The sequence below is a fragment of the Polaromonas sp. P4_H1 genome (assembly GCF_056400945.1).
In genome coordinates this window covers 105,138-122,113 of the sequence record NZ_JBFUKG010000005.1, presented here as the reverse complement: position 1 = coordinate 122,113, position 16,976 = coordinate 105,138, and the positions used below count along the sequence as shown (strand labels likewise).

General features: G+C 61.5%; 16 protein-coding genes. 15 read left to right on the top strand and 1 reads right to left on the bottom strand.

The features are described from left to right. The first annotated feature begins 26 nt into the window (after positions 1–26). The gene (gene yjjJ / locus AC1DS5_RS08915; RefSeq protein WP_477717890.1) at positions 27–1,442 is read left to right on the top strand and encodes a type II toxin-antitoxin system HipA family toxin YjjJ; all 1,416 of its coding nucleotides are present in this window, start codon (positions 27–29) and stop codon (positions 1,440–1,442) included. A 538-nt stretch (positions 1,443–1,980) separates the two neighbouring features. On the opposite strand, the gene AC1DS5_RS08910 is transcribed toward yjjJ, so the two are convergent. Continuing rightward, positions 1,981–2,736, bottom strand: a complete 756-nt coding sequence (locus tag AC1DS5_RS08910) for an IclR family transcriptional regulator (protein WP_477717889.1) — start codon at positions 2,734–2,736, stop codon at positions 1,981–1,983. A 121-nt stretch (positions 2,737–2,857) separates the two neighbouring features. On the opposite strand from AC1DS5_RS08910, the gene AC1DS5_RS08905 reads away from it, so the two are divergent. The 14 genes from AC1DS5_RS08905 (at position 2,858) to AC1DS5_RS08840 (ending at position 16,719) form a co-directional block, all read left to right on the top strand. Further along, complete coding sequence (locus AC1DS5_RS08905; protein WP_477717888.1) at positions 2,858–4,336, top strand: aldehyde dehydrogenase; 1,479 nt, start codon at positions 2,858–2,860, stop codon at positions 4,334–4,336. A 45-nt stretch (positions 4,337–4,381) separates the two neighbouring features. After that, positions 4,382–5,842, top strand: coding sequence for an FAD-dependent oxidoreductase (locus AC1DS5_RS08900; protein ID WP_477717887.1), 1,461 nt, complete (start codon positions 4,382–4,384; stop codon positions 5,840–5,842). Between the two features lie 38 nt (positions 5,843–5,880). Beyond that, a complete protein-coding gene (locus AC1DS5_RS08895) occupies positions 5,881–7,077 on the top strand; it encodes an ABC transporter substrate-binding protein (protein ID WP_477717886.1) in 1,197 nt (398 codons plus the stop codon). 19 nt (positions 7,078–7,096) lie between these two features. Next, the gene (locus tag AC1DS5_RS08890) at positions 7,097–7,954 is read left to right on the top strand and encodes a branched-chain amino acid ABC transporter permease (protein ID WP_477717885.1); all 858 of its coding nucleotides are present in this window, start codon (positions 7,097–7,099) and stop codon (positions 7,952–7,954) included. A gap of 19 nt (positions 7,955–7,973) precedes the next feature. Beyond that, positions 7,974–8,939: a branched-chain amino acid ABC transporter permease gene (locus tag AC1DS5_RS08885; RefSeq protein WP_477717884.1), complete on the top strand. Its 966-nt coding sequence runs from the start codon at positions 7,974–7,976 to the stop codon at positions 8,937–8,939. After that, positions 8,936–9,694 carry an ABC transporter ATP-binding protein gene (locus AC1DS5_RS08880; RefSeq protein ID WP_477717883.1) on the top strand — a complete coding sequence of 253 codons (759 nt, stop codon included), beginning with the start codon at positions 8,936–8,938 and terminating at the stop codon, positions 9,692–9,694. The genes AC1DS5_RS08885 and AC1DS5_RS08880 overlap by 4 nt, the downstream gene beginning before the upstream one ends. Next, the gene (locus AC1DS5_RS08875; RefSeq protein ID WP_477717882.1) at positions 9,691–10,410 is read left to right on the top strand and encodes an ABC transporter ATP-binding protein; all 720 of its coding nucleotides are present in this window, start codon (positions 9,691–9,693) and stop codon (positions 10,408–10,410) included. Before AC1DS5_RS08880 ends, AC1DS5_RS08875 begins: the two co-directional genes overlap by 4 nt. A gap of 49 nt (positions 10,411–10,459) precedes the next feature. Then, positions 10,460–10,714, top strand: a complete 255-nt coding sequence (locus AC1DS5_RS08870; RefSeq protein WP_477717881.1) for a YciI family protein — start codon at positions 10,460–10,462, stop codon at positions 10,712–10,714. After that, positions 10,711–11,640 carry a hydroxymethylglutaryl-CoA lyase gene (locus tag AC1DS5_RS08865; protein WP_477717880.1) on the top strand — a complete coding sequence of 310 codons (930 nt, stop codon included), beginning with the start codon at positions 10,711–10,713 and terminating at the stop codon, positions 11,638–11,640. The genes AC1DS5_RS08870 and AC1DS5_RS08865 overlap by 4 nt, the downstream gene beginning before the upstream one ends. Continuing rightward, entirely contained in the window at positions 11,633–12,841 is a 1,209-nt protein-coding gene (locus AC1DS5_RS08860; protein ID WP_477717879.1) for a CaiB/BaiF CoA transferase family protein, read from the top strand. The genes AC1DS5_RS08865 and AC1DS5_RS08860 overlap by 8 nt, the downstream gene beginning before the upstream one ends. A gap of 296 nt (positions 12,842–13,137) precedes the next feature. After that, positions 13,138–14,226: an ABC transporter substrate-binding protein gene (locus AC1DS5_RS08855; protein ID WP_477717878.1), complete on the top strand. Its 1,089-nt coding sequence runs from the start codon at positions 13,138–13,140 to the stop codon at positions 14,224–14,226. A 208-nt stretch (positions 14,227–14,434) separates the two neighbouring features. Then, positions 14,435–15,184: an electron transfer flavoprotein subunit beta/FixA family protein gene (locus AC1DS5_RS08850; RefSeq protein WP_477717877.1), complete on the top strand. Its 750-nt coding sequence runs from the start codon at positions 14,435–14,437 to the stop codon at positions 15,182–15,184. Positions 15,185–15,193: 9 nt separating this feature from the next. Then, positions 15,194–16,144, top strand: a complete 951-nt coding sequence (locus AC1DS5_RS08845) for an electron transfer flavoprotein subunit alpha/FixB family protein (RefSeq protein ID WP_477717876.1) — start codon at positions 15,194–15,196, stop codon at positions 16,142–16,144. Positions 16,145–16,431: 287 nt separating this feature from the next. Next, on the top strand, positions 16,432–16,719 hold the full coding sequence (locus AC1DS5_RS08840) for an alpha/beta fold hydrolase (RefSeq protein ID WP_477717875.1): 288 nt from the start codon (positions 16,432–16,434) through the stop codon (positions 16,717–16,719). The last annotated feature ends 257 nt before the right edge of the window (positions 16,720–16,976 follow it).

The following is a 16,976-nucleotide window of genomic DNA, read 5'->3' as shown; positions in this document are numbered from 1 at the left end:
CGTTTCAATAATCGTTTCAAATTACAATGACTATTGGCGAAATTATCATTCACAAAATTTTTTTTAATCTACTTGAAAATCGTTTCATGACGACTTCCGAGGACCTGCTCCGAACACTACGCACCTGGCACAAGCTGCCCGCCAAGCAACTGCTTGAGCGGCTTGGCATCAGTCGCGCGACGCTCATGCGCGCAGTTCGTGAGCTTGGCTCGCAGGTAGTTGCTCGCGGGCGGGCGCGCAGGACAGCATACGCTGCCCGCCGTGCGCTGCGCGGCAGTTTGCAGGCGCTGCCGCTCTACCGCATTGACCAGGACGGCCAGGCCCACGAAGTTGCGATGCTGTATCCGGTCTATCCGGCAGGGTGTGCGCTTGACTTTCTTGAGTCGCTTGACTGGCCGTTGGATGAAGACATGCGGGACGGCTGGTTTGAAGGCCTTCCCTACTTTCTGGACGATATGCGCCCACAAGGATTCTTGGGGCGGCACTTTGCTCGACGTCACGCCGACTTGCTCCAAGTCAGCGCGGACCCCAAGGTTTGGTCGGAGGACGACACGCTGCATGCGCTGACGTTGTTAGGCAGTGACACGCCAGGCAACTACGTCCTGGGAGAGCCGGCATTGCGCCAGTGGCTGGCCCATTCTCAACAGAACGCACTTCCCCTGGAATCGAGCCAAGTTGTGCCTGCCTACCTGCTCAAGGCCGAAGAGGCTATGACTCACGGGACTGCGGGCTCCTCGGCAGGAGGAGAGTTCCCGAAGTTCACCGCGTTTCGCGAGGTGGCGGGCAAGCCGATCCACGTCATCGTCAAGTTTTCGGGCTCCGATGAGGCGCCCGGAACTGTGCGCTGGTCTGACCTGCTGGTCTGCGAACACTTGGCCCTGTGCGCCGTGGCCGAGCACCTGGGTCTTGAGGCCGCGGTCAGCCGCATCCATCAGGCGGGCGGGCGAACTTTCCTGGAGGTGGAGCGGTTTGACCGCCATGGCAGGCTCGGGCGCTCGCCCGTCTGTTCTTGGTCAGCCTTGAACGCAGCTCTGTTTGGGTTTGCCGGCAAGCCTTGGCCGGAGGGCGGCGCCGCCCTGCTCAGGCAAGGGCTCATCGATACCGAATGCCTGGCCGCCCTGCAACGACTTTGGTTGTTCGGGCAGCTCATTGCCAATACAGACATGCACGACGGCAACCTGTCGTTCAGGCCCGGGCTTCAACCGGCCCCGGTATATGACATGCTGCCCATGGGGTACGCCCCGGTGCGCGGCGTGGAGTTGCCGGTAAAGGAGTTTGTGCCCCCTCTGCCCCTGCCCGCCGAGAAAGACGCCTGGCTCACGGCCGCCCATGCGGCGGAGCACTTCTGGGCAGCAGCAAGCGGCGACGCGCGAATCAGCAAGAACTTCAGAGCAATTTGTAGCCAAAACGCGAGCAAGGTTCGCAAGGCCTTGTACGGCTGAGTCCCGGTCGCAAGAATTACGCACGACCGATGGTGGCCGTGCGCGAATCCCCACCGATGATGGGAGAGGACCGCATGGAGAGCGTTTCCGGCGAGATGCTGTCCGGGGTTGGTGAGATGTAAAAACGCTTTCGCTGGTATCAGGACTGTTCCAAGGCCTGGGCAATGCACACTTCGCGGCCGCCGTCTTAGCGGCTAAGAGGTTCCGCGCCACTCGCCCTGTCACAGGCTATTGAGGATCGGTGAAGCCCGATGTGGACGGATGCCCAGGTGCGTCCAGTTGGTTGAGCATGCGTGAAGTATTAGTCTGCCATCGCGCACATCGACTCGCTAGCATCACCGATGAGGCCGAACTCGCAACACCCTGCCAAGCAGCCATAAGGTGCTGCGCTCCTTCCTGGGAACTCAGGAGTTCCCCTAGCGCCTTAGCCATCCCAAGTGTCAGGAGAAATCCCAGCCAAGCCGGGAAGACGCTGCACATGCTCACGCGTCTGGGCCGCTGAGCGGCGGGCGGGTTCACCCGGCAAGGCGCAGGTTTGTTAGCTTCCCTGGAATTTCTCGTAGACGTCGGCATCACCGCCGAGTCCGGCGGTCATCGCGCGGGCCGCCACGACAAGGTTGGGCGACATGCGCTTGATGTCAGACGGTCTGAAGCGTTGGATCGGGCCGGACAAAGACAGCGCGCCCTCGAGCTTCTGATCCACGCCGAACACCGGACAGGCGATCGCCGCGGTTTCGCTGTCGCGCTCGCCCAGGGTGATCGAGAGCATCTGCCTGCGGATCTTTTCGTACTGCATCCCCGTCTCGCCGGAAAACGCCATCAACACATGACCGCCAGCGCCCTTCTCGAGAGAGAGCAGCTCGCCTTGCTGAACGTTGTCGCTGATCGCGCGCGAGGAGCTCACACGGTAAGCACAAAGACGTTTGTCGCCTGCGCGAACGTAGAGCGCGGCACTTTCGGAGGTCACCTGCATGAGTTCGCGGAGGATCGGCATCACAACTTCGGCCGGATGCAGGTTGCTGCGGTAAAGCGCCGCCAACCGCATCGGTGTCGGACCCAGAGTGAAGACGCCGGCGGCCGAGCGCACTAGGTAGCCGTGCAGTTCCAGCGATTCGGCGAGCCGCAGCACCGTGCTTTTGTAGAGACCCGTGGATTCCGCGAGCTGCGTCAATGTGAAGGAAGGATGCTGCTTCGAAAAAGCCGCCAACAAGGCCAGCGCCCGGTTGACTGCGGCCACGCCGGCGGTGGAGTCGTCTTGGAGGTCCGGCGCGTTGGTGGATTTGGATTTGGTCATAGTTCTCAATCGTTGGTGGAGAGGGTAGCGTCAAATAAAAGTTCTACCTAGCAGAACGATTGACATTATTTTAGAACCGTTTTAGACTTCGCACCAATTTCACTCTGACACTAGCCAGCCCATGAAACGCTACCAACTCTTTATCAACAACGAATGGGTCGACCCCGCCGGCGGCGAGTGGCTCGACTCCAGTGAGCCTTACTCTGGCCAGGTCTGGTCCCAGGTCCCGAGGGGCAACGCCGCCGACGTTGACAAGGCCGTCGAGGCGGCCCATGCGGCTTTTCATCACCCGTCCTGGAGTGAACTCACGGCGACGCAGCGTGGCGCAATGATGCGCAAGCTGGCCGACCTCGTCGTGGAAAACGTCAAGCTGCTCAGCGAGACCGAACAGCGCGATAACGGCAAACTGATCGCCGAAGTTTCGGGCCAGGTTTTGAATGTCGCGCAGTGGTTCCACTACTACGCCGGTCTGGCCGACAAGGTGCATGGCGCCGTCGTGCCGATCAACAAGCCGGGGGTATTCAACTATGTGAAGTACGAACCACTAGGCGTCGTGGCCGCGATCACGCCCTGGAACTCCCCGCTCGCACTGACGGTCTGGAAGATGGCGCCGGCGTTAGCGGCTGGCAATACGCTGGTCATCAAGCCCTCGGAGTTCACCTCCGCCTCGCTGCTGGAACTGGCCGCCCTGGCAAAGGAGGCCGGCTTCCCGCCAGGCGTGATCAACGTCGTCACAGGTTTCGGCGCCGAGGTCGGCGAGCCGTTGGTGCGGCACAAGAAGATCGCGAAGATCGGCTTTACCGGCGGTGATGTTGCGGGCCAGAAGATCAACGAGATCGCCGCGTCGGATTTTAAGAAAATAACCCTGGAGCTCGGCGGCAAGTCGGCCAACATCGTGTTCGACGATGCCGATCTTGACCAGGCCGTCAAGGGTGCGATCGCCGGTATCTTCGGTGCGGCAGGTCAGACCTGCATGGCGGGCTCGCGCCTGCTGGTCCAGCGCAGTATCCACGACCAGTTCGTAAAGAGTCTCGCCGAGATGGCGGGTCAGGCGGTGATCGGTGATCCGGCCAAAATGGAAACGCAGATCGGCCCCATCGCGACCACGCCGCAGTTCAAACGCATTCTCAATTACATCGAGATCGCGAAAGCCGAGGGCGCGCGCTGCGTGCTCGGCGGACATGCGCTGACGGGCGAAGGCTACGGCCAGGGCCAATTCATCGCGCCGACGATCTTCGTCGACGTCACCAACGACATGCGCATTGCACAGGAGGAGGTGTTCGGTCCGGTGCTCTCGGTGATCGTGTTCGACACGGAAGATGAGGCGCTGCGGATCGCCAACGACACCCCGTTCGGCCTAGCCGCCGGCGTCTGGACGCAGAACTTACATCGGGCTTTTTACATGTCCGATCGCCTGCAGGCCGGCACAGTGTGGGTCAACAACTACCGATCCACCAGCTTCACGACACCATTCGGCGGCTACAAACGCAGCGGCGTCGGCCGCGAGGGCGGCATCGAGGCCGTCAAGGAATACCTGCAGACCAAGAGCGTCTGGATTACGACCAAGCCGGATCGCCGCAACGCCTTCGTGCTCGGATAACCCGCCCCCAGCGATCACTACAGCAATACCAGGAGACAAAGAGATATGAACAAGACATTGGACGCCGACCTCCTCATCGTCGGTTGCGGCGTGGCGGGACTTTCCGCCGCGGTCACGGCACTGGAACAGGGACTGAAGGTCATCAACCTAGAGCGTTCTGGCGAGGACCACTTCGGTGGAAACTCGCGCTGGACCGAAGCCTATATGCGCATGAAGAATGACTCGGAAATCGCGGACGATTTCGAGGAACACTTCGCGAACAACCCAGGCGTCAACCTCGATCCGAATGTGCTCGACGCCGCCGGCGACAACTACGAGCACTGGCCAGCGTTCGTCAAGTCGCACGCGTTTCCCGATCCCGAAGTGGTCTCGTCCTTTGCGACATCGGTTCCGCCGACGATCCAATGGCTCAAGGGCCACGGACTCAAATTCGGCCCCCAGCCAATCTACCTGCTGACCCAGAACACCACACGAATCGCGGCGCAGGGCGGCGGCCTCGCCATCATCGAGACCCTGATGGCCAAGGCTGTGGCGCTTGGCGGCGAGATCCACTATCGCACCACGGCCGTGGACCTGCTGCGGGGCGACGACGGCGCGGTAACCGGCCTGGTGTGCACCGGCCCCGAGGGCAAGCGCCTGAACCTGACGGCAAAGAACGTCATTCTCGCCAGCGGTGGTTTCCAGGGAAATCCCGAGATGATGGCGCAATACATAGGGCCGCGTTCGCGGCATATCCGCCCGGTCGCCATCGGCGGCTATTACAACAAGGGAGAAGGCATTCGTATGGCCTTGAATGCCGGTGCCGCGCCCGCCGGCGAGTTCGGCTCTTACCACGCCGAGCCGGTCGACCCGCGCTCGCGCCAGGCCGAAGCGGTCGTTTTTATTTACCCCTATGGCATCCTTGTCGACAAGCTGGCCCAGCGCTTTATCAACGAAGCGCCAGGCACCGTCGATGCGAACTACGACAACATCACGCGCTCGATCGCCGACACGCCGGACGGCATCAGCTATGTGATCTTCGACTCGCGGGTGGAAGACATCCCGCGCTGGAAAACCAGCATTCGCAGCGATTTGCCGCCATACAAGGCAGATAACCTCGCGGATCTGGCTCGCCAGATCGGACTGAATGGTGACGCCTTGGCCGAAACAATCGGCGCATTCAACCGCGCCTGCCCGCCCGAGGCGGGCGAGTTCACGCCGTTCGCGCTAGACCACCGCGCCACGACCGGACTGCCGCTGCCCAAGAGCCACTGGTCGCGCCCGATCGACAAGGCGCCGTTTTACGCCTACCCGATCATTCCGACCAACTGCTTCACGTTCGGCGGGCTGAAGGTCAACGTTGACGCCCAGGTGATCGACCAGGACGGCAAGGTCATGCAGGGTCTGTACGCCGCCGGCGAGACTATGGGCATCTACCACCAGGTCTACAACGGCTCGACATCGGTGCTTCGCGGCCTGGTGTTCGGCCGACGCGCCGCGCAGCATGCCGCGCGCGCCAGCGTTTAGATCTTCGCTTTTCCACCAAATCAACGACAGGAGACATCATGGATCGCCGCACATTCATTCAGAAAACCAGCGCCACAGGCGCAGCGCTTGCGCTGCCCTCGTTCGCCATTGCCCAGGCCAAACCTTTCGTCTACTACAGCGTCAACGCGTTCTCGGGCAATTTCGCGGTCAGCGGCAAGTTCAGCGATCTCGGCGTGCGCTCGGCGGTCAAGGCCTATGGCAACCAGCTGGGACGACCGATCGACTACCGCCGCATCGACACCGAGGGCAACCCGGCGATCGCGGTGCGCAAGGTCCAGCAGGTCATCGATCAGGACAAGGCCCGGCATTTCGGCGGCGCGGCTCTGTCCAACGAGGCGTTGGCCATCATGAAGGAAATCGACAAGAACAAGGGCGTCTACATCACCTACGTTGGTGCTGATGAGGTGACCGGCAAGGATTGCAACCGCGCGACCTTCCGCTGGACCCTGCCGACCTTCGGCGCCGTCAATACGGTGCTGCGCCCGCTGATCCAGCAGAACCCGAAGTGGAAGCGCTTCTACACCATCACCGGACAGTATGTTTTCGGAGAGGCGCTGCTGCGCAACACCAAGAGCGTACTGGCCGAAGGCAAGCTCGAGCATGCCGGTAACAGCTACCACGCGCTCGCAGAAAAGGAATTCTCCGGCTACCTTGGCAATGCCATGAGCTCCGGCGCCGACGTACTGGTGGTGCTGAACTTTGGTGCTAACACGCTGGACCTGCTTCGCCAGGCGGCAAGTTTTGGTATCAAGCAGCGCATGGCGGTGGTCGTGGTCTGGTTCTCCGGCCTCGACACCTTCCAGTCGTTGGGCGCCGACGTCACCGAAGGCATGTACTTCGGGGTCCAGTACTGGCACAACCTTGACACGCCGGGCAACAAGCTTTTCCTCAAGACCTACAAGGACGAATTCAAAGAGAACCCGCGTTTTTACTCGGCCGCGGATTATCAGATTGCTACGCTGATGTTCGATGCGGCGAAACGCGCTGGCAGCGACGAGCCGGCCGCCATGGTAAAGGCTTTGGAAAACTACAAGTACCAGGGATTGACCGGCGAGGAGGAGGTCCGTGGGTTCGACCACCAGGTCATCAAAAACTATCTGTTGCTCAAGGGCAAGAAGAAGGCGGCAATGAAGGACGCCGACGACTATGCCGACGTCATCTATTCATCGCGGTCGGTGGTCACGCGCGGCGAATCCGACTGCAAGATGATCTGAGCGACGGGCGCGACAAAAAATGAATATCTATGTCTTCCAGGCCCTGAACGGGCTTGGAATCGGGATGATCTATTTCCTGCTGTCGGTGGGACTGAGCATCATCTTCGGTTTACTCGGCTTCGTCAATTTTGCGCACGGGGCGCTTTTCCTCGTCGGTGCCTACATCGCCATGGCGGTGTCGACCGCCACCGGCAGTTTCGCGCTCGGCATCGCCTCGTCGTTCTGCGGTGTGGCGGTGCTGGGTGTCGTGGCCGAACGCTGGCTGCTGCGGCGCACCTACAAGATGTCGCACGAATCCCAGATCCTGATCACCGTGGGGCTGACCTTTGTCCTGACCGAGATGGTCGTGCTGATCTTCGGGCCTGAACCCCAGCTGGTGCCGATGCCGGAATTCCTCAACGGCGTGCTGTTCATCGGCGCCTACCCTATCCCCAAGTACCGGGTATTCATTTTCTTTGCATGTGCGCTGATCGGTGCCCTGCTTTGGCTGCTGTTCGAGCGCACCCTGTTCGGCGCCAAGGTCAGGGCCGGCAATGAGTCGCCGAACATGCTCAGCCTCATGGGCGTGAAGGTATCGCGCGTCTATGCGCTGACCTTTGCGTTGGGAACCGGTCTGGCTGGCCTCGCTGGCGGCCTGGCCGCACCACTGCGTGGCGCAGACCCCTCGATGGGCGTCGAGGCCATCGTGATCGCCTTTGTGGTAGTTGTCCTCGGCGGCATCGGCAGCTTCAGCGGACCGCTGATCGGCGGCCTGATCATCGGCGTGACGCAAAGCCTCATGAGCGCAATTTGGCCCGAAGGCGCGCGACTCATGATCTTTCTTGTGATGGCGGGCATTCTTCTTGTTAAACCGAAAGGCTTGTTCGGCCGTGCGTAACTCACCTTTTCAATCAGCTGTGACCTTCTATGTCGCCCTCGCCGCGTTGGCGCTCGTGCTGCCCAGTCTCATGGGCTCGGTAGCGACCGCTTCCGTCGTGCTGGTCTTCGCTATTGCCGCCGCGTCGTGCAATCTGCTGCTCGGCTATGCAGGCTTGCTAAGTTTCGCCCAAGGCAGCTTTTTCGGCGTCGGGTCCTATGTCGTCGGACTGGCCTTGAAGACCTGGCCGGACCTGGGTTTGGCCGCGCTGCCTCTGTCGATGGCGGCCGGCATGACGCTCGCGCTGATCATTGGCGCGCTGAGCATTCGCCAGCGCGGCATCTACTTCGTGATGATTACCCTGGCTATGGCGCAGCTGGCGTATTTTACTGCGCTCTCGTTCCCGTCGCTGACCGGCGGCGAAAACGGCCTACTCGACATCCCGCGGCCGGCGCTGGGGTTGGACGGTTTGGTAAACGAAGGACAGGCGCAATATCTGCTGGTGGTGCTGGCGTTCTTTTGCGTCTTCGCGTTTCTGCGCCGGGTCGTGAGCTCGCCGTTCGGCAAGGTTCTCGACGCGACCCGGGAAAACGAAATCCGTGCCGTCACCGTTGGCTACAACGTGCAAAAACTCAAACTCGTCGCCTTCTGCATTTCGGGCGCGCTGACGGCACTTGCCGGAGCGCTTTACGCGCTGCAGCTACGTTCGGCGCCGCTGTCGAACATTGACCTGTTGACCTCGGAGACTATCCTGGTGATGGCGATCCTCGGCGGGCGGCGCTCGCTGATCGGTGCAGCCTTCGGCGCCTTGGCCATGACCCTGATGGCCGAAGAGCTGTCGCGAATCTGGCCGCGCTGGCAGATGATCGTTGGCTTCGTGCTGATCGCCGTGGTGCTCTACGCACCGGACGGGCTCAGCGGCCTCTGGCGCCAGCTGGCTGAAAAATTCAGGCGCCGCCCGCCCACCAACGCCAACGCCGCCGCCCTGCAGGAGGAACGCCCATGAGCGCCGTGACGCCACTTCTCGAAACCCACGGCCTGGGCCTGGACTATGGAAAATTCCGCGCCGTCGGCGAGGTCAGCGTGAGCCTGCAGCCGAACACGCTGCACGCGCTGATCGGTCCCAACGGCGCCGGCAAGACCTCCTTCTTCAACGTGGTCAGTGGGCGCTTGCCGCGCAGCCGGGGCCGCATCCTGATGGAGGGTCGCGACATCAGCAGTTCGCCCGGACACCAGCGTGTCAAGCTGGGCATGGCGCGTAGCTTCCAGGTCACCAGCCTGTTTCCGGAAAGCTCGGTGCTGCTCAACCTGCAGATCGCCGCGATGGGCATGCAGGCCGGCCGTGCGCTGCACTTCTGGCGCCGCTGGTCGCAGGAGGCCGAGCGCCTCGGCGTCGTGGACGACGTGCTGAAACGTCTGGAACTCGGCGCTTATGCGCACATGCCCGTGGGCTCGCTGTCCAGCGGCATCCAGCGTGTGGTCGAGATCGGCATGTGCCTGGTGTCGCAGCCGCGGCTGCTGATGCTCGACGAGCCGCTGGCCGGGCTCGGCCTGGCCGACGTGCCGCGCATCTCGGCGCTGTTGCAGCAACTCAAGTCCAGCTACACCATCCTGCTGGTGGAGCACAACATGCGGGTGGTTATGGATATCAGCGACCGCATCACCGTCATGTTCACCGGCAACGTCATCGCGGAGGGCACGCCCCAGGACATCCGCGAGAACGCGGACGTGCGCCGCATCTACCTCGGGAGCGCCGCATGAGCCAGCCTCTTCTTGAATTGCGCAACGTGCACGCCGCCTACGGCAAGAGTGAAGTGCTGCACGGCATCAACATGTCGGTGCAGGCCGGCGAAATCGTCAGCGTGCTTGGTCGCAATGGCATGGGCAAGACCACGACCCTCAATAGCATCGTCGGATTGCTCGCACCGACCCAGGGTCAGGTGCTGTTCGAAGGCCGGGATATAGCGGGCCGGGAAGTCGACATGATCGCGCGCGTCGGCATCTCGCTGGTGCCCGAGCATCGCGGCATCTTCACCATGCTGTCGGTGCTGGAGAACCTGCAGATCGCGCAGCGGCCGCATTCACCGTGGACGCTGGAGCGCGTGTTCGATGCGTTTCCGCGCCTGAAGGAGAGAAGCAGGAACTCCGGCGGCGCTCTCTCCGGTGGCGAACAGCAGATGCTGGCCATGGCACGCGCGCTGGTGCAGGGCCCCCAGTTGCTGCTGCTCGACGAACCCACGGAAGGACTGGCACCTGTCATCGTCGACGAACTGATCGCCCTGATTTCCGATGTCGGCAAGAGCGGCATCACCATCGTGCTGGTCGAACAGAGTTTTGCCGTGTGCCGCACGCTGGCCCGGCGCCACTACATCCTGGAAGAGGGCACCGTCGCCTTCGAAGGGAGCACCCGGATGCTGGAGGATGATCCGACGATCCTTAGCCGCTACCTCGGGCTGGACATCGTGCCGCAGCACTAGCCTTCGAAACCAATCTGTCCCGAAAAACCCTACACCCGATCGATCCACCATGCCCCGTTACCTCGTCCTCACCCTGCGCACACCGAATTTCGACCCGCAGGTCGTGCCCGCGCATTACGCCTTTCTCGACCGCCTGAAAAGCGAGGCGCGCCTGGAGCTGGCCGGCCCGTTCACCGACAAATCCGGTGGCGCCTACTTGCTCAGGGCCAGCCATCTCGATGAGGCCAGGCAGATCGCGTTTGACGATCCGATCCACACCTCGGGTTCATCGGAAGTGACGGTCCGCGAATGGGACGCCCGATGACGCCGGACATCCTGATCAGCGAGGTCGGCCCGCGCGACGGCCTGCAGTCGGTCAAGGCCGTCATGCCGACAGCCGACAAGCTGCGCTGGCTCGACGCCCTGCACGCAGCGGGATTGCGTGAAATCGAGGTCGCGTCTTTCGTCCCGACACGCCTGTTGCCGCAGATGGCCGACGCTGCAGAGGTCGTGCGCCACGCCATCGGACTGCCCGGACTCACGGTGATGGCGCTGGTGCCGAACCGAAGAGGTGCCGAGGCCGCGCTGCAGGCCGGTGCCCACAAGCTGACCGTGCCTGTCTCGGCCAGCCATGCGCATTCGCTGGCCAATGTGAGAAAGACGCCCGAGGAAATGATATCGGAGGTCGAGTCTATTGCCGCGCTGCGTCGCGAACTCGCGCCCAGCGTTCGCCTCGAGGTCGGGATCTCCACGGCGTTCGGTTGCACCTTGCAGGGGAAGGTTGCCGAGGACGACGTGATCCGGCTGGCGGCGGCCTGCGTTGCCGCTGGCATCGACGAAATTGGGCTCTCCGACACCGTCGGCTACGCTAACCCGGCGCAGGTACGGCGCCTGTTCAAGAAGCTCAAGGCCGAGATCGGCGACCATGCCGGCGCAGCGCATATGCATAACACGCGAGGCCTGGGGCTGGCCAATTGCCTGGCTGCCTATGAGGAGGGGGTGCGTACCTTCGACGCATCGCTCGGCGGTCTCGGTGGGTGTCCTTACGCACCTGGCGCCTCGGGCAATGTGGTGACCGAGGACCTGGTGTTCATGTTCGAGGCGATGGGCCTGGCGACGGGCATCCGCCTGGACGCCTTATTCGAGGCGCGCCAGCCGCTCATGAAGGGCTTGCCCGGAGAACCCGTCTACGGCATGACGCCAGAGGCCGGCCTACCCAAGGGCTTTATACAAAAAGGATTGCATGTCTGATCGTTCCAACCTGCCTTACGCGGGTATCCGTGTAGTCGAATTCACGCATATGGTGATGGGTCCCACCTGCGGGATGCTGCTCGGCGATCTTGGGGCCGAGGTCATCAAGGTCGAACCGGTCGAGGGCGACAGCACCCGCCATTTGCGCGGCTCGGGCGCAGGATTTTTCCCGAGTTTCAACCGCAACAAGAAGAGCATCGCGCTGAATCTCAAGGATCCCGACGGCATCGCCGCAGCGCTCAGGCTGGTCGCCACCGCCGACATCGTCAGCGAAAACTTCAAGCCGGGCACCATGAAGCGGCTGGGTCTGGACTACGCGTCACTGAGTAAGCTCCATCCCCGGCTGATCTACGTCAGTCACAAGGGTTTCCTGCCCGGGCCCTACGAGCACCGAACCGCGCTCGACGAGGTGGTGCAAATGATGGGCGGGCTGGCCTACATGACAGGACGCGAGGGCGACCCCCTACGCGCTGGAGCCAGCGTCAACGACATCATGGGCGGGATGTTCGGAGCCATGGGGGCCATGGCCGCCCTGCACCAACGAGACCTGACCGGAAGGGGCTGCGACGTGCAGTCTGCACTCTTTGAGAACAACGTCTTCCTGGTGGCCCAGCACATGATGCAGTTCGCGGCCACGGGCAAGGCCGCCGCGCCCATGCCCAGCCGCATCTCGGCCTGGGCCATCTACGACATCTTTACCGTCAAGGACGGCGAACAAATCTTCCTGGCCGCCGTCAGCGACAAGCAATGGGCAATTTTTTGCAAGGCGTTCGGGCTGGACGAGATGCTGGCGGATGCGCGACTGAAGACCAACAACGACCGGGTCGCCGCGCGCGACTGGATGATGCCCAGACTTCGCACGCACCTCGCCCGCTTCAGCGTGGCCGAACTGAGCGAGGTCTTCCAGAGAAACGGGCTGCCATTCGCGCCGATCACCAAGCCGCAAGATCTTTTCGACGACCCCCATCTGAATGAAACCGGTGGACTCGCGCCAGTCCGCATGAACGACGGCTCGGTCTCCAAGGTTCCGCTAACGCCCCTTACCCTCGACGGCCAGCGCCTGGAGTTGAGGCTGCAGCCGCCCGAACTCGGCGAACACACGCGGGTGCTGCTGGAGGAGCTCGGCTACAGCCAAACCGATATTGAATCATTGCTGACGCGGAAAATCGCGGGCATGCTCGATTCCCGAATCGAGGCATGAAGATTTGACCCCACGTCAACCGGCGTATGGACACGAAGTTCAACAACTGACGCCCCCCATTCCGTAACCCCGGATCCGGTGGGAACGGACACGGCTTGCAAAAGCCGACTGGTGCAATCATCAACGTCTGCAGGGAAAGCGGAATCCATTCCGTGAAGTCGCGGGCGATCACACAGGAGACAACCATGAACAAAGCTTGCCACGGTGAGCCGAAAATCCATAGCGACTCAGCCCGCCCTGGAAATCCTCCGACTGCGACTGGTCCGCATCGCCGGCACGCCGTTTCGAGAAGGTCCTTGACCGCATGGCTCGTCGGGTTGACGCTCACCGAGACTCGCAGACTATCCGCCCAGGAAAGGCCCATCAAGGTCGGTGTCTCGGCCGGCTTCACCGGACCGATCGCCGAAACCGTCAACGGGTATGCCGCAGGCCTGCTGCTTCCCATCAAGAAAATCAATGGCGAAAAAGGGGTTCTGGGAAGACGCATCGAGATCGTGCAGCTGGATGACAAGTACCAGGCGGATCTTGCGGTCTCGAATACCCAAACGTTTCTCGAACAGGGCGTCGAAGTCCTGCTCGGCTACGTCGGAACGGGACCCACCGAAAAGACGCAAGCTTTTCTGGAGTCGCGCGAGCTGATGTTGTTTGGTCCGTTCGCGGGAGCCACGCATCTGCGCACAACCAATAGTGCGAACACCATCTTCGCAACCGGTGACTATCGCTCGGAGATCGACCGACTGGTCCGCCATTACAGCTCCATCGGCAGTAGCAGGTTCGTTATCTTCTACCAGAACGACTCGTTCGGTAAGCCCTTGGCTGAATACGCGCTCGCAGGGTTCGCCGCAAAGGGCCATCTTCATGTGAAATCAGTTGCCATCGAACCCGGCTCGGTCGCAACCGATCAACAGCTTGAAAGTGCCGCGGGTGTTTCTCCGCATGCGGTCCTGATGTTTACCGTTGCGGGTCCCACTATTTCAATGGTGAAGAAACTCAGGAAAACATACTCTGGAAGCGTGGGAATTCTGTCGTTTCTGTCCAATCGTGGGGTGATTACCGCGCTTGGCAAAGACGCGGCGGGCGTGGTGATTTCCCAAGTGGTGCCCGGGCCCTACGACCTCTCACACCCTCTGGTCAAGGAAATCTACGACCTCCATCCAGGTATCGACCGAGGCGAGGTGACGCAGGCCTTCATCACGGGCTACCTGACGGGCAGATTGTTCCTCGATACCTTGAAAGCTTCCGGCGGCAAGACGACGCCGAAACGGCTGAAAACGGCCTGGAATGACCTAAAGAACACGAAGCCCTTCGGTTTGTCTTTCAATGAAAAAGGTGCTCTGTACACCGACATAGCCATGCTGCGGAGTGACGGACGGTTCATCCGATGATCGTCTATCGAGAACTCGAAAGCAGCGCCTAGCGTTAACCCCCGTCCGACTTCGGTACACGATGCAAAGTTAGTTACCCAACGCTCAGGCCTCTCATTGCGCCAAAGAGTTCGCATCAGATCATCCAACTCTATTCGTTGATTTAGTTGGCTCGCGTGAAAGCTTGTGCACTCTTATCCTTCATACCTCATCTCTAATTTTGAACTTTATGAAAATGTTTGTACCCGTCAAGCGAGTCGTCGACTTCAACGTCAAAGTCCGCGTCAAATCCGACGGCAGCGGCGTCGATATCGCCAATGTCAAGATGAGCATGAACCCCTTTGACGAGATCGCCGTCGAAGAGGCGACACGCCTGAAGGAAAAAGGCGCGGTGACCGAAGTCATCGCCGTCAGCTGCGGCGTGCTGCAGTGCCAGGAAACCCTGCGCACCGCCATGGCGATTGGCGCCGATCGCGCCATCCTGGTCGAAACCGCCGAAGAACTGCAGCCGCTGGCCGTGGCCAAGCTGCTCAAAGCCCTGGTCGACAAAGAGCAGCCGCAACTGGTGATTCTGGGTAAACAGGCCATCGACGACGACTGCAACCAGACCGGCCAGATGCTCGCCGCCCTGCTGGGTTGGCCACAGGCCACCTTTGCCTCCAAGGTCGACGTGGCCGACGGCAAGGCCGTCGTCATGCGCGAAGTCGATGGCGGCATGGAAACCCTGTCCCTCACCTTGCCGGCCATCATCACCACCGACCTGCGCCTCAACGAGCCGCGTTATGTCACCTTGCCCAACATCATGAAGGCCAAGAAAAAGCAGCTGGACAACTTCAAGCCCGAAGACCTCGGTGTCGATGTCAAGCCGCGCCTCAAAACCCTCAAGGTCAGCGAGCCGCCCAAGCGCAGCGCCGGTGTCAAGGTGGCCGATGTCGCCGCCCTGGTCGACAAGCTCAAGAACGAAGCCAAAGTAATCTAAGGAATTGACATGACCGCACTTGCTGTACTCGTAGTAGCCGAACACGACAATAACGTCATCAAGCCCGCCACCCTCAACACCGTGACCGCTGCCGCCCAGTGTGGTGGTGAGGTGCATGTGCTGGTCGCCGGCAAGGACGCCGCCGCCGCCCAGGCTGCCGCCAACATCGCCGGCGTGGCCAAAGTCATCCATGTCGATGGGGTGCACTTTGAGCATGGCCTTGCCGAAAACATGGCGGCCCAGGTGCTGGCCTTATGTGGAAATGGGGCTGCCAGCTACTCGCACATCCTGTTTCCTGCCACCGCCTCGGGCAAGAACATTGCCCCGCGCGTGGCGGCGCTGCTGGACGTGGCGCAGATTTCCGACATCACCAAGGTCGATGCGGTGGACACCTTTGAGCGCCCGATCTACGCCGGCAACGCGATTGCGATTGTGCAAAGCCTGGATGCGACCAAGGTCATCACCGTGCGCACCACCGGCTTTGATGCGGCCGCCGCCAGCGGGGGAAGCGCCAGCGTGGAAACCCTGGCCGGTGTCGCCGACAGCGGCAAGTCGAGCTTTGTCGGCAGCGAAATCGCCAAGAGCGACCGGCCCGAGTTGACCGCCGCCAAGATCATCGTCTCGGGTGGCCGCGCGCTGGGCTCGGCCGAGAAATTCAACGAGATCATGATGCCGCTGGCCGACAAGCTGGGTGCCGCACTCGGTGCCAGTCGCGCCGCCGTCGACGCCGGTTATGCGCCCAACGACTGGCAAGTTGGCCAGACCGGCAAGATCGTGGCGCCGCAGCTTTACATTGCCTGCGGCATCTCGGGCGCCATCCAGCACCTGGCCGGCATGAAGGACAGCAAGGTCATCGTGGCCATCAACAAAGACCCGGAAGCGCCGATCTTCAGCGTCGCCGATTACGGGCTGGAGGCCGATTTGTTCACGGCGGTGCCGGAGCTGGTGGCTGCGCTTTAGATTGCAGCGTCTTGCGACGACTATGCGCGTTGCAAGACTGGCAATCGGACCATGAAAGGCGCGACTTTGACCAAGCACTCCTTCTGTCCGGTTAGTGTCGTAGCAAACAATCGATGAACCATCGAGCAACACCATGACAGCAGGCACACCCGGAGCCGATGCACGTCTGGCAAGGTGTGGGCGGCGTCGGCATTGCAGGTGACTCATGAGGCGACCCTGATGGCCCGCTGGTGCTGCTTCAACATGGCGGCGGCCAAGCCCGGCATACTTGGAAAAGCACCTGAGAAATGCTCGGCGCAGCAGGGTATTTCGCCGTTGCCTTCGATGCTCGTGGCGATTGCGATTCGGATTGGGCGCCCGATGGATTGTACGGACAGGATGTCACGGTCCGGGATCTGGAATTCGTTATCGCGGCTATCGGAAAACGGCGTCCGATACTCGTCGGCGCGTCCATGGATGGAGGTGCCAGCCTGGTCGCCGTGGGCGAAGACCACGTTGATGCCTGCGCATTGATCATGTTGGATATCGCGCCGCGCATTGAGACTGCGGGCATCGACAAAATTCAGGCATTCTGAGCCAGAAGCCCGATAGTTTCAGACCTCTGGACTGCTTTCGACCCGACACCGGACGGTCAGACGAGTGGTGCTCAGTACCCGCTGATGGCTAGGCGCCGGTGCAGCATTCATCGAAATCAACTCCACATTGCCGACACCCAACCTGCCGATGTCGACGTCGGGGATGGCGCGAGCAACTTGAGCAAACCTATGTCGGCATTCAGTCTTCAAGAGTCAGTGGCCGGGGTGTTATGCAAGATTTCGCTTGAATGCCAAGT

Excerpts from the sequence above, each read along its gene's own strand:
- AC1DS5_RS08875 (WP_477717882.1), top strand. The coding sequence starts at position 9,691 with ATGAGCCAGCCTCTTCTTGAATTGCGCAACGTGCACGCCGCCTACGGC.
- AC1DS5_RS08880 (WP_477717883.1), top strand. The coding sequence starts at position 8,936 with ATGAGCGCCGTGACGCCACTTCTCGAAACCCACGGCCTGGGCCTGGAC.
- AC1DS5_RS08845 (WP_477717876.1), top strand. The coding sequence starts at position 15,194 with ATGACCGCACTTGCTGTACTCGTAGTAGCCGAACACGACAATAACGTC.
- yjjJ (WP_477717890.1), top strand. The coding sequence starts at position 27 with ATGACTATTGGCGAAATTATCATTCACAAAATTTTTTTTAATCTACTT.
- AC1DS5_RS08840 (WP_477717875.1), top strand. The coding sequence starts at position 16,432 with ATGCTCGGCGCAGCAGGGTATTTCGCCGTTGCCTTCGATGCTCGTGGC.
- AC1DS5_RS08910 (WP_477717889.1), bottom strand. The coding sequence starts at position 2,736 with ATGACCAAATCCAAATCCACCAACGCGCCGGACCTCCAAGACGACTCC.
- AC1DS5_RS08905 (WP_477717888.1), top strand. The coding sequence starts at position 2,858 with ATGAAACGCTACCAACTCTTTATCAACAACGAATGGGTCGACCCCGCC.
- AC1DS5_RS08870 (WP_477717881.1), top strand. The coding sequence starts at position 10,460 with ATGCCCCGTTACCTCGTCCTCACCCTGCGCACACCGAATTTCGACCCG.
- AC1DS5_RS08895 (WP_477717886.1), top strand. The coding sequence starts at position 5,881 with ATGGATCGCCGCACATTCATTCAGAAAACCAGCGCCACAGGCGCAGCG.
- AC1DS5_RS08890 (WP_477717885.1), top strand. The coding sequence starts at position 7,097 with ATGAATATCTATGTCTTCCAGGCCCTGAACGGGCTTGGAATCGGGATG.
- AC1DS5_RS08850 (WP_477717877.1), top strand. The coding sequence starts at position 14,435 with ATGAAAATGTTTGTACCCGTCAAGCGAGTCGTCGACTTCAACGTCAAA.
- AC1DS5_RS08860 (WP_477717879.1), top strand. The coding sequence starts at position 11,633 with ATGTCTGATCGTTCCAACCTGCCTTACGCGGGTATCCGTGTAGTCGAA.
- AC1DS5_RS08900 (WP_477717887.1), top strand. The coding sequence starts at position 4,382 with ATGAACAAGACATTGGACGCCGACCTCCTCATCGTCGGTTGCGGCGTG.
- AC1DS5_RS08865 (WP_477717880.1), top strand. The coding sequence starts at position 10,711 with ATGACGCCGGACATCCTGATCAGCGAGGTCGGCCCGCGCGACGGCCTG.